Origin of the sequence: Oceanobacillus jeddahensis, from assembly GCF_000750635.1 — a bacterium.
Classification (GTDB): Bacteria; Bacillota; Bacilli; order Bacillales; family Amphibacillaceae; genus Oceanobacillus; species Oceanobacillus jeddahense.
This window is the reverse complement of sequence record NZ_CCDM010000002.1, coordinates 835073-848296: the sequence shown is the minus strand read 5'-3', so window position 1 is coordinate 848296 and position 13224 is coordinate 835073. Positions and strand designations below refer to the sequence as shown.

Genomic DNA, 13224 nt, shown 5'->3' with positions numbered 1-13224 from the left:
CTCCTTATTCAAACAAATCTTCATCGTTGTCAGAATAAGCTTCTTCTAACTCTACGTCATCTAGCAAACCTTCTGCTCTTGCATCTGATTCGCTTTTAATATCGATTTTCCAGCCTGTAAGCTTAGCAGCTAGACGCGCATTCTGGCCTCTTTTACCAATTGCCAGTGATAATTGATAATCTGGAACAACGACTGTCGTTGCTTTGTCTTCCTCATCAACAAATACTTTTAATACTTTGGAAGGGCTTAATGCGTTTGATACATATACGACAGGGTCCTCAGACCATTCCACGATATCAATTTTTTCACCTTTTAATTCTGTTACAATTGCTTGAACACGCTGCCCTTTTTGTCCTACACAAGAACCTACTGGATCGATCTCTGGATCTGGTGCATGAACAGAAATTTTAGAACGGTCCCCAGCTTCACGGGAAACAGATTTAATTTCAACAATTCCATCATAAATTTCTGGAACTTCCATTTCAAATAACCGTTTTAACAAACCAGGATGAGAACGGGAAATATAAATTTGTGGTCCTTTGCTTGTATTCTCAACCTTTGTTACATACACTTTCAAACGATCATGAATATGATATTCTTCTGTTGGCATCTGTTCTGCCTCTGCCAACTTTGCTTCAATTTTCCCTAGATTTACATAGATAAAACGTGAATCCTTACGCTGAATAATTCCTGTCATAACATCTTCTTCTCTATCAATATATTCAGAGAAAATTACGCCGCGTTCTGCCTCACGTACTCGCTGTGTAACAACTTGTTTTGCAGCCTGTGCTGCAATACGTCCAAAGTCTTTCGGTGTTACTTCTACTTCGATAACATCATCCACTTCATAATTTGGATTAATACTTTTGGCCTCATCAAGAGATATTTCTAATTGGGAATCGTCTACATTTTCAACAATTGTTTTTCTTGCAAAAACAGCCATCTTTCCAGTAGTTTCATTCAACTCTACCCGGACATTCGATGCAGACTTAAAATTTTTCTTATAAGCAGAAATAAGTGCTGCTTCTAACGCTTCCATCAAAATGTCTTTGTCTATCCCTTTTTCTTTTGCTAAATGATCAATCGCATCAAACAACTGCGTGCTCACTTTTTCTTTTCCCCCTTTTATTTAAAACATGACTGCTAGTCTTGCTTTTGCAACTTTTTCATAAGGTATTTCTACGATTTTCTTTCTTGTTTTTATTTTGTATTCAATAAAGAGTTTATCATTCTCCACATTTTGTAAAATACCTTCAAATGCTTTTTCACCATCAATTTTTTCATATAACTTTACAAAAACATTCTTTCCAATGTTCTTTTTCAAGTCTTCCATCGTTTTTAATGGTTTCTCAACTCCAGGAGAAGATACTTCTAGAAAATAAGCTTCTTTAATTGGATCAGCCTCATCCAGTTTTTCACTTAACTGCTCAGAGACTTCTCCGCATTCTACAATGTCAATACCGCCTTCTTTATCGATATAAACACGTAGAAACCAGTTTTTTCCCTCTTTCACATAATCAATGTCCACTAATTCTAAATTTTTCTCTTCTAAGATTGGATGAACTAATTCGGTTGTTATATCAATTATATTGGAACTCAAGTGTAAACCTCCTTTAACCATGTCCTTACGCCTTCACTCAATATAAAACCCCTGCCTAAAATATGGCGGGGGAAGCAGAGAGTCTTGTTTGCACTATAGAAAAGAATAAAAATTCAGCGGATGTTTTCAATGGAATAAGTGGTCACGTCCCAAAGAAATGACTTTGGTGTAGCTGAAATTTTACGGTCTATAGTATACGTGCAACAAAGTCGATCAATCCTGCACCTTCAGCTTGGCTTGCCAAGTTTTTTTAGGCGAGGTATGAATAAAGAGTGGGCATACACCCACTCTTTACATTCGTACATATCGAACATTCTAACAAAAAATAGTATAGCATATTCTATAGCCCTTTGCAAACCATCAAACCAAGACTTCAACGCTTTTTAAAGCCATGTCATTTCCTATAGTTTTTCCAAAAACAAAAGGCTTTATGCGCGTATTTTCTTATCTAAAATAAGGAAAGTTGATTTTTCTCTTCCATTCCTTCTAAACATCCATGATTATCTAAATACTCTAGTACCGTTTTAGAGATCTTACTTCTTTCTCTTAAATCTTCTTTGGATAAAAATTCGCCTTCTTCACGTGCTTTCACAATGTTTAAAGCAGCATTCGTACCTAATCCATCTACTGCATTAAAAGGCGGTAGTAAAGAATCACCGTCAACGATAAATTCAGTTGCGCTTGATTTATATAAATCTACTTTTTTAAAGGACAGGCCCCGTTCACACATTTCTAAAGAAATTTCTAACACTGTGAGCAAGTTTTTTTCTTTTGGTGATGCATCATTGCCTTTATAATTAATTTCTTCCATACGTTTACGGATAGCATCTGAGCCTTTAATCATTGTATCTAATTCAAAATCATCTGCGCGGACGGTAAAATATGCCGCATAAAAAAGAATCGGATGATGTACTTTGAAATAAGCAATCCGTACGGCCATTAAAACATAGGCTGCCGCATGGGCTTTCGGGAACATGTATTTGATTTTCTTACAAGATTCAATATACCAGTCAGGTACATTATTTTTCTTCATTTCCTCGATCCATTCATCCTTCAACCCTTTACCTTTACGGACAAACTCCATGATATTAAATGCTAAGGAAGGTTCTAACCCTTTATGCATTAAATACACCATAATATCATCACGACAGCCGATAACGTCCGGAAGCTGACAGATGCCATCATTAATAAGCTCCTGTGCGTTTCCAAGCCATACGTCTGTACCATGAGACAAACCAGATATAATTAACAATTCTGCAAATGTCTTCGGCTTTGTATCTTCCAGCATCTGCCGGACAAATTTTGTACCGAATTCAGGTACTCCCAGCGTTCCTGTTTTACACTGGATCTGCTCCGGAGTAACACCTAACGATTCTGTTCCACCAAAGATTTTCATAACCTCTTCATCATCTGTCGGTATGGTCTTAGGATCGATCCCGCTTAAATCCTGCAGCATACGGATAACGGTGGGATCATCGTGTCCAAGTATATCCAACTTCAGCAGATTATCGTGAATCGAATGGAAATCAAAATGCGTTGTCCGCCATTCACTATTCCGGTCATCTGCCGGGAATTGGATTGGTGTAAAATCATAAATTTCTTTATCATCGGGAACAACAATAATCCCCCCGGGATGCTGTCCAGTTGTTCTTTTAACCCCAGTACAGCCTTGCACAAGACGGTCAATCTCTGCATTTTTATAAACAAGCTGATGGTCGGAAGCATAACCCTTCACATAACCATAAGCTGTTTTTTCAGCTACAGTTCCTATAGTTCCCGCCCGGTATACATTGTCGATCCCAAACAAATCCTTTGTATAGTTATGGGCACGCGGCTGATAATCTCCTGAGAAGTTCAAGTCAATATCCGGAACCTTATCCCCTTTAAAGCCTAAGAACGTTTCAAAAGGAATATCCTGTCCATCCTTTACAAGTGCTGTACCGCATTCCGGACAATTTTTATCTTCCAAATCAAAACCGCTCGCTACAGAACCATCTGTAAAGAACTCAGAGTGTTTGCAGCTTGGACAAACATAATGTGGAGGAAGCGGGTTAACTTCTGTAATTTCAGTCATCGTAGCAACGAAGGAAGATCCGACAGAGCCCCGGGAACCTACAAGGTAGCCATCATCCAATGATTTTTTAACCAGCTTATGGGAAATTAAATAAATTACCGCAAATCCATTTCCGATAATACTTTCTAATTCCGTTTCCAGACGTTTGCTAACAATTTCTGGTATTGGCTCGCCATATACTTTTTTTGCCATATCGTAACATAAGTCACGCATATCCTGCTCCGCGCCTTCAATGTTTGGTGTAAACAATCCATCTTGAATTGGTGAGATATCCTCGATACTGTCAGCCAATTGCTGTGTATTTTGAATAACGATTTCTTTTGCTTTTTCTTTTCCTAAAAAAGAGAAAGCCTCAAGCATCTCACTCGTTGTTCTAAAAGGTGTGTCCGGCAATGTTTGCCTATTCAATGGATTACCAGCTTGGGAGGCAATTAATATTTGACGATACTGTTTATCAAAATCTTGCAGATAGTGTACATTTCCAGTCGCTGTTACCGGCTTATTCATCTGTTCTCCCAGGTTTACAAGTTTCCGTAATATATCTACTACTTGCGCCTCGTTTTGTACTAAATCCTTTTCTACTAAATGGACATAGTTTTTAGGCGGCTGTACTTCAATATAGTCGTAGAATTCAGCAACCTGCTCTGCTTCTTCCTCTGATTTTTGCATCATCGTTTCAAAGACTTCTCCTTTATCACAAGCAGTCCCAATTAATAGTCCTTTACGATATTTTTTCAAGACAGACCTCGGCAGTCTCGGCTCACGATAGAAATAATCAATATGTGCATGGGACACAATCTTATATAAATTTTTCAATCCTTCCTGCGTCTGCGCTAAGATCGTACAGTGAAAAGGTCTGGAGCGCTGATAAGCGTTGTTTTCTCCCATATGATTATTTAAGTCCTGATGGTTGGTAATTTCTCTTTCTATTAATTTCTGGACCAGGTTCCACAATAGGTAGCCTGTAGCTTCTGCGTCATAAATGGCACGGTGATGCTGTGTCAATTCAATCCCTAAATGCTTACATAATGTATTTAAACGATGATTTTTGAGTTCTGTAATTAAAAATCTTGCTAATTCTAATGTATCAATGACTGGATTAGCCGCTTTTTCATAGCCAATTCGTTTAAAGCCTTGATTTAAAAATCCCATATCGAAACTTGCATTATGCGCTACTAAAATATCTTCCCCCATCCAAGCATGAAAATCTTTTAGAACATCACTTACTTCTGGAGCATCCTTGACCATATCATCGGTAATACCGGTTAAATTTGTTGTTGTCTCAGACAGTGGGTGATGCGGATTAGCAAAAGACTCAAATCGATCAATAATCTCACCATTGTGTACCTTTACGGCAGCTAATTCAATGATTGTATCGTATACTGCAGAAAGCCCGGTTGTTTCCACGTCAAACACAATATAATTCGCATCTTTCAGGAGCTGGTCACTTTCATTGTAAGCAATTGGAACACCGTCATCGACAAGATTCGCTTCTACACCGTAGAGTACTTTGATACCATGTTTTTTCCCTGCATAGTAAGCGTCAGGGAAACCTTGCACACCAGCATGGTCTGTAATAGCTACAGCAGGATGCCCCCATTTAGCAGCTTGTTCCACCAAAGCATCTGGAGAAACCACTGCATCCATTTGACTCATTGTCGTATGTGCGTGCAGCTCTGCTCTTTTTTCATCCTCCGGCGCTTCATCTTGCTTCTCTCTTACTTGCACTTCATGAATATCCTTTGCCATCATTGCCAGTTCATTCGTATACATATCTGTTTGAATGCTGCCGCGAGCTTTGACCCACATCCCTTTTTTAACAGATTGAAACTTATTGACGTCTTCATCACCTTTAGAGAACATTTTAATTTGTAGAGAATCTGTATAGTCTGTTGCTTTAATAATTAAAAGACTGCGTCCTGATCGCAACTCTCTGATCTCCGCATCAAACACATAACCTTGTACAGTGATTCTTCTTTCTTCTTCTAAAATTTGATTCATCTCGGCCGGTTCATCTTGAATTTTATAACCAATTGCCAGCGGCTGACTAACAGGCGTATCTTTTTCTTTATCCCGTTTTTCCTTTTCTTGAACTGTTTTTTGGACAAGCGCCTGATCTTCTTTCGCTTTATTATCCTGGAAAGCTTGCATTTCGTTTTGATCTTCCTTTACTTCTAATTCTATAGAATAAGGTCTTGATCCAATTTGATAGCAAAATTGGCTGAATGCTGGCTCAAGTCTTTTTTTCAAAATATTAGATTCCGTTTCATTTCTTGAAGTTAACATAATTTTATTTTCCACAACCCGGGGCGTCTGCTGCATCACCATCTCCTGATATGCTGGAGAAATGTTGGTTGTTGCTAAAAAATGCTTCCAATAAACGCCAATATCTTTTTCATTACATTGTTTATTATCTGTATGTAATGTCAACTCTACCTTCTCGGCAATCGAGGAAAAGCTTTTTTGCAAGGATTGGTATAAATATAAATATTCATCAAAAGGAAGAACATCTTCCAGATGAATATAGAAATGCCATTTTTTTTCTTGCTTATAGACTTCTACTTTTTCTAAATAACTTGAAGCAAAATACGTTTGAACCGATGTTTCAGACAGTTGAATTTGCTCAAGTAATAATCTCATTTTTTCTTGCTTGGAAATACTCATTTATGTCCCTCCAATTGTAGATAGTTTTTTGACTACCCAGGAAGCTAATTTCTCCTATACGATAAAACTTGCTGTATTTATTATATTGATTTATCACTTTTAACACAACGGAATGATTTGTAAGTTTCTTATCTTTTTTATATGAATTCACAGGATGGAGGCTATTTTTAATAATTCAACTTTCGCACCTTAAAATAAGCATATATATCTTGCTATTTCAGGATGAGCATGTTCTTCATTATTGTGCTTGTTTTTTGGTCAAATCAGCTTTTTTTGAGCTAATGATAGTGTATAGCTTCCGCTCCGTCCAACCACTCCGCTGAATTTGGACTCTACAGCGAATGGAAGAAATAACATCCTGTTGGGGTGGACGAAATAGTATCTCTATCGCTTGATGCAACAATCATTCCGTTATTTCAAATGGTTGGTTTAGCAGTTCGAATCAAAACAGCATGAATAATTAACATCAGGAATAGCTTTCATGCACAGAAAGAAATCTTAGCAGAACATTTTACTATGCAGCATAAAAAATATGTTCTGTCTGATCTACTTTTTATTTGTTCAGCTATTCCACGTATAGAATATCTAACTAGCGGAGGCGGACCGTTTTGACTCCTGTGGGATCAGCACCATCTGAAGATCCACCTTTGCCAAGCGCTCTTCTTGGCAAAAGTTAGCTGAAGAGCGTGCCCCTAGGCAGACTAAAGTCGCAACGTCCTGGGGTTGGGGCTGCGATTACTCGTCCCATCGAAGACCCTTGTACGTCGGAAAGCAAAACGGTCCGCCGCAGCGGCGCTTTACACTACACCTTCTATTCTTTTTATTGAAGGAACAACCAATTCCTCTTTCTATGGAAATGAAGTTGCTTTTTAAGGTGTGAAAGTTGAGTTAATAATACTAAAAACCATCCATATGACATTCAACTCATATACAAACACGAAACCCTTGTCTATTTATCGACAAGGGTATCTTATTAAGTTCACTATTTTATTTTACAAGAATAACCGCTGAATGTCATTCCATGTGACAACAATCATCAAAAGCATCAAGAGCGCAAATCCGACAAAATGAAAGACGCCTTCTTTTTCTGGAGCTATCGGCTTTCCTCTGACTGCTTCAAGTCCGACAAACATTAATCTACCGCCATCTAATGCTGGAAGAGGAACTAAGTTAATAATTCCTAAATTAATACTTAGCATAGCTGTCCACATTAAAAAGTTGGTAAAACCAGATTGAACAACTTGATTGGTCGCATCATAAATTCCTACTGGTCCTGATAAAACATCGATGGAAAGCTGACCTGTAACTAACATAACTAAATTGGTAAGAATAAGCTTTGATGTTTCATAAGTTGTTTCGAAACCAAATGCTAATGTTCCAAGGATATCTTTCTCATAGGCCGGCAACACACCAATTTGTCCGATTTGAATCGGATCACCTTGTTCATTGACATCTTCAACCTCAGCTGGTACAACAGTTAATTCTTGTTCCACATCGTCTCTGGATATGACTAAATCTAATTCCTCGCCAGGGTGTTCCCGTACAATATCCGTAAACTGTTCCCAAGTTGAAATAGACTGGTCACCTATTTGCATAATAACGTCATTTTCCTGCAATCCCGCTTCTTCTGCAGGGCTTTCCGGCTGAACTTCACCCATTTGTGCTTCCTCTGATGGAACACCTTGGATCATTCCCAAAAGCAGGAAAATAAAGATGGCCAATACAAAATTCATCATTGGTCCCGCAAACAGCTGCATACCACGCTGTCCGACCGATTTGGAAGCAAATTGTCGATCGAAAGGAGCAATCTGTGTTTCTTGTTCATCGACAATAAACATCGCTTTCGGATCCACATCGAAATGAAGCTTTGTATCTTCGTCATCTAATTCATAACCTTCAATATATAACTGATGATCCAGATCGACCTTCTCTACTTCAATCGTACGGGCATTCGGATGTTTTGATTTATTATTGACTATAATTTGAGATACTTTTCCATCTTTATTAAAATCCAGGGCAACGTGGTGTCCCGGTTTTAACTCGACAATCTCCGGATCATCTCCAGCAACACGGACATACCCGCCAGCCGGGATCAATCGAATTGTATATAGTGTCTCATTTTTTGTAAATGATATTATTTTGGGTCCGAATCCAATCGCAAATTCGCGAACAAGCATGCCTGCTCTTTTTGCAAAAATCAGATGGCCCCACTCATGAATGGAGACGAGGACACCAAACATTAATATAAATGCAACAACAGTTGTCATGACAGCACCTTCCTTTTTATAAAGGTAGAAAGAGGTTGTTAAGAAGTATTGAAAATAATTCATTCTCCGTAACAATTTCACATAACAATAAATTTCTCTTGATCGAATAAATCCCGTCACAAGAGGATATACATGTACGTGACCGGGCAAGAATAAGATATATTATAACTTGTCCCAGAATGAAAACTTGTTATGTATTAAGAAAATAAAGCTCTTCTTCTAGTATATTCAACAAGTCGGTTTTCTTTACCGATTCTACAACATTCACTTCGATTTGTTAAAAAAAGTGAATAAAATGTAGTAATGGAAAAACAAAAAGCATGCTGTCAAATCGATCTAAAATACCACCATGCCCGGGAAGTATTTTCCCGGAATCTTTTACATTGTAAACACGTTTGAAAGCAGATTCAACTAAATCACCGATTTGTCCAAAGCTTGAGGCGATCATTGTAACAATTATTAGTGTCAGCCAGGAGTGATCAAATGGCGCTATCAGATGAAAAACCACAGCAACAACAACTGCTACAAAAATACCGCCTAATGCACCTTCAACCGTCTTCTTCGGGCTGATAGTCGGCCATAATTTGTGTTTGCCTAACTTACGACCAAATAAATAGGCTCCTGTATCTGTTGCCCAAATAATACAAAATGCAAACAAGATATTTCTTAACGCATTCTCGCCATCTCTTGTTTCAAGGAGATAAAAGAACCCTAAACCAACATAAAATGCTGCAAGAATCACAAAGCCGACATGGTCAAAGGTAAATTCGTTTTTCACAAGCACAGTATATGCTAATAAAATAAGAATTATGATAGAAATCAATTCATACTTCGTAAACCACTCTATACTAGCAAAAATTTCATTAGGCAATAAAATAACCCATGTTAATAAAGCGGACAAAACATATGGAAAGATGTTCTTATCTGTATGGCGCATACGTATTAATTCAAATAATCCTATAGTGGCTAATAAATAGACAAAAACGGTAAATGGTAATCCGCCAAGAATAATAATCGGTACAAACACAAGCAGAGCTAGTATTGCGGTTATTGTTCGTTGCTTCATTAAATCATCATCACCTTATATACCTCCATATCGTCTTTTTCGCTGCTGATATGCAAGTAAAGCTTCATAGAATGTTTCTTCCGTAAACTCCGGCCATAGCTTATCCGTAAACCAAAATTCGGTATATGCCATTTGCCAAAGCATAAAATTACTTAATCGATATTCTCCGCCAGTACGGATTAATAAGTCCGGGTCAGAAACATCCTCTGTGTATAAATACTTTGAAAAGGTTTCTTCATCTAAGCTGTTCATATCGATAGCATCTTCTTTTACTTCTTCTGCAATTTGCTTCACTGCTTTTAAAATTTCATAACGGCTGCCGTAATTAAGGGCAAAATTTAAAATAAGACCATCATTATTCTTCGTTTTTTCTTTTGCATAGTTTACTGCTTCCTGCGTAGAGGCTGGTAAAGCAGAAAAATCACCTATCGTTTCAATACGAACATTATTTTCCATCAAACTTGGTAAATATACATGCAAAAATTCTTTTGGAAGTTTTAAAATATATTCCACTTCTTGTTTTGGCCGTTTCCAGTTTTCTGTTGAAAAAGCATAGAGCGTTAAAACCTTCACATTTGCTTTCACAGCGGTTTTAACGATTTTATTCACCGTAGAAACACCCTCTTTATGACCAGCAAACCTAGGTAACCCCCGTTTTTGCGCCCATCTTCCGTTCCCATCCATGATGATAGCAACATGATTAGGAGCATTTTCTTCAGAAAGTGAATCGGATTCTTTTGGTTGTTTTGATAAAAAAGGAATTTTAATAGACATTTTCCGTCCCCCGAATGGTTGTTTGTTCATAACCCTCTCCATCTTTTTTAAAAGAGCAAGGGATGAAAGGCATGACCATGCCAATAATTAATATAACTGTGTTTTATTTAACAGGTATTTTAAAGTGCACGATTGCCAGTGACATTAATACAAAAACCCCCTTTAATAAGAGGGCTTAATGGCATCTTACTACGTTAGCAGAAAACTGTCACCTTTAAACAAAATATATTTTTGCCAGGGTTTGTACCTTTAAGGCTGATAGAAGTAATGGATATCTTCTATCAAACTTCCATAATTTCATTTTCTTTTGTTTTTGCTAAATCTTCAACTTGCTTAATGTAACCATCTGTTGCTTGTTGAACATCATCTTGAAAAGCTCTTAAATCATCTTCTGTCATGTCGCCATTTTTTTCAGCTTTTTTTAGCTGATCATTTGCCTGACGACGAAGATTTCTAATTTGTACACGAGCTTCTTCTGCATATTTCCCGACAACTTTTACCAAGTCTTTTCTTCTTTCTTGTGTAAGTGCAGGAATATTTATCCGAATGATATTTCCATCATTCGATGGAGAAAGTCCCAAGTCTGCTTTTTGAATTGCTTTATCAATATCGCCAATTGCAGACTTATCATATGGTGTTACTGTTAATAACCTTGCTTCCGGAGCACCTACCTGAGCCAATTGGTTAAGCGGTGTAGAAGCACCATAGTAATCAACATTAACAGTGTCTAAAAGGCTAGGATTTGCACGTCCAGCACGAACAGAGGCTAAATTTCTTGAAAAAGCTTGAACAGCTTGGTTCATTTTTTCCTTCGTATCTTTAATTACTGATTCTGACATTTTTAGTTCCCCCTTATCGTTGTTCCGATATTTTCACCTTGCACAACTCGTTTAATGTTTCCTTCTTCCGTAATAGAGAAGACAATTAATGGTAAGTCATTATCCATACATAATGAAGAAGCGGTAGAATCCATTACACCTAATCCTTCATTCAACATTTCTAAATAAGTAAGTGTTTCATATTTCTTAGCTTCTTTATTAATTTTAGGGTCGTCTGTATAAACACCATCAACATTATTTTTAGCCATTAAAATAACTTCTGCTTCGATTTCTGCAGCACGTAATGCAGCTGTTGTATCTGTAGAAAAATAAGGATTTCCAGTTCCAGCAGCAAATATGACAACACGCTTTTTCTCCAGATGGCGAATCGCTTTCCGGCGTATGTATGGTTCAGCAACCTGTCTCATTTCAATAGATGTCTGAACTCTGGTTTCTACCCCAATCGTTTCCAGTCCATCTTGTAAGGCAAGAGAATTCATAATTGTTGCAAGCATGCCCATATAGTCAGCCGAAGCTCTATCCATACCCATTTCTGATCCTACTTTACCACGCCAGATATTTCCGCCGCCTACAACTACAGCAACCTCAACTCCAAGGTCTGCAACTTCTTTTACTTGTTCTGAAATGGATTGAATGATTTTAGGTGAGATTCCATAACCTTCTTCTCCACTTAATGCTTCCCCACTTAATTTTAACACAACTCTATTATAATGTGCTGTCGTCATAATAACCTCCAGAGAAAAAAATATATTTACGATAGATAGAGATAAAGTGAAACTGTATTCAACGGAGGATTCTACCCCCGCTGAATAATAGTTAAACCGGTCAAGCCATTTCTGGTCTTCCGGCTCCCGCCCAGAATTTTCGAGTTTTTTCTATTCTTGAGACGTGAGCTTTGCAGCCAGTTCCACTGTAATAAATAGGGGGTTCGTATCCCCTACAAAGAAGGGAACAAATTAATGTCCCCTAATTTGTAAAACTTATTTTTTAATTTGGCTCATTACTTCTTCCGCAAAGTTATCTTCACGTTTTTCCATTCCTTCGCCCACTTCATAACGAACGAAAGCTTTTACAGAAGCACCTTTATCTCCAACATATTTTTTCACTTTTTGGTCCGGATCTTTGACAAAGCTTTGCTCTAAAAGAACAATTTCTTCAAAGAATTTACCTAGACGGCCTTCCACCATTTTTTCAACAATATTTTCTGGTTTACCTTCGTTTAATGCTTGTGTTTTAAGCGTTTCGCGCTCACGATTTACTTCTTCTTCAGCAACTTCATCACGAGATACGTAGCGAGGATTGATAGCAGCTACATGCATCGCAACATCTTTAGCAACTTCTTCATCTGTAGTACCTTCTAATAAAGAAAGCACTCCGATACGTCCGCCCATATGAAGGTAAGCTCCAAAAGCATCATTATCTGTTTTTTCTAAAACAGTAAAACGGCGAAGAGAAATTTTTTCTCCGATTTTCGAAACAGCTGTAGTAATTGCATTATCAATTGTTTCAGATCCATCTAAAAAATTTTGTTGTAAAGCTTCTTCTACAGATGCAGGGTTATTTTTTACAATGTGTTTTCCAATATCAGAAAGCAATTGTTTAAATTGCTCATTTTTTGTAACGAAGTCTGTTTCACAGTTTACTTCAATAATTGCAGCTTTATTTCCATCTATTTCAATATGAGTTAAGCCTTCAGCTGCAACGCGGTCCGCTTTCTTAGCAGCTTTTGCCATCCCTTTTTCACGAAGAAAATCAATTGCTTGTTCCATATCTCCGTTTGTTTCTGTTAGTGCTTTTTTACAATCCATCATTCCTGCACCTGTTTTTTCACGTAATTCTTTAACCATTTGAGCAGTTACTGCCATGTTAAATTCCTCCTTAAAATATTCAATTATACAAGTTGAAATTAAAATACTTTCATTATCTGCATAGACAACAAG

Annotated in this window: 9 protein-coding genes; all 9 read right to left on the bottom strand. The window is 37.5% G+C overall.

Annotation, left to right across the window (positions count from 1 at the left end; genetic code table 11):
- Window positions 1–4 precede the first annotated feature (4 nt).
- On the bottom strand, window positions 5–1108 hold the full coding sequence (gene nusA, locus BN986_RS11800) for a transcription termination factor NusA (protein ID WP_040980177.1): 1104 nt from the start codon (window positions 1106–1108) through the stop codon (window positions 5–7).
- 21 nt (window positions 1109–1129) lie between these two features.
- Window positions 1130–1621 carry a ribosome maturation factor RimP gene (rimP, locus tag BN986_RS11795; protein WP_392392276.1) on the bottom strand — a complete coding sequence of 164 codons (492 nt, stop codon included), beginning with the start codon at window positions 1619–1621 and terminating at the stop codon, window positions 1130–1132.
- 427 nt (window positions 1622–2048) lie between these two features.
- Window positions 2049–6338, bottom strand: a complete 4290-nt coding sequence (locus tag BN986_RS11790; protein ID WP_040980173.1) for a PolC-type DNA polymerase III — start codon at window positions 6336–6338, stop codon at window positions 2049–2051.
- A gap of 992 nt (window positions 6339–7330) precedes the next feature.
- The gene (rseP, locus tag BN986_RS11785; protein ID WP_040980171.1) at window positions 7331–8605 is read right to left on the bottom strand and encodes an RIP metalloprotease RseP; all 1275 of its coding nucleotides are present in this window, start codon (window positions 8603–8605) and stop codon (window positions 7331–7333) included.
- A gap of 277 nt (window positions 8606–8882) precedes the next feature.
- Entirely contained in the window at window positions 8883–9671 is a 789-nt protein-coding gene (locus BN986_RS11780) for a phosphatidate cytidylyltransferase (protein WP_040980169.1), read from the bottom strand.
- A gap of 15 nt (window positions 9672–9686) precedes the next feature.
- Window positions 9687–10445: an isoprenyl transferase gene (locus BN986_RS11775; RefSeq protein ID WP_040980167.1), complete on the bottom strand. Its 759-nt coding sequence runs from the start codon at window positions 10443–10445 to the stop codon at window positions 9687–9689.
- 281 nt (window positions 10446–10726) lie between these two features.
- Complete coding sequence (gene frr, locus BN986_RS11770; protein ID WP_040980165.1) at window positions 10727–11284, bottom strand: ribosome recycling factor; 558 nt, start codon at window positions 11282–11284, stop codon at window positions 10727–10729.
- Between the two features lie 2 nt (window positions 11285–11286).
- Window positions 11287–12009 (bottom strand): UMP kinase, encoded by a 723-nt coding sequence (gene pyrH, locus BN986_RS11765; RefSeq protein ID WP_040980163.1) that lies wholly within the window; start codon window positions 12007–12009, stop codon window positions 11287–11289.
- Between the two features lie 255 nt (window positions 12010–12264).
- Window positions 12265–13149 carry a translation elongation factor Ts gene (tsf, locus tag BN986_RS11760; RefSeq protein ID WP_040980161.1) on the bottom strand — a complete coding sequence of 295 codons (885 nt, stop codon included), beginning with the start codon at window positions 13147–13149 and terminating at the stop codon, window positions 12265–12267.
- Window positions 13150–13224: the final 75 nt, after the last annotated feature.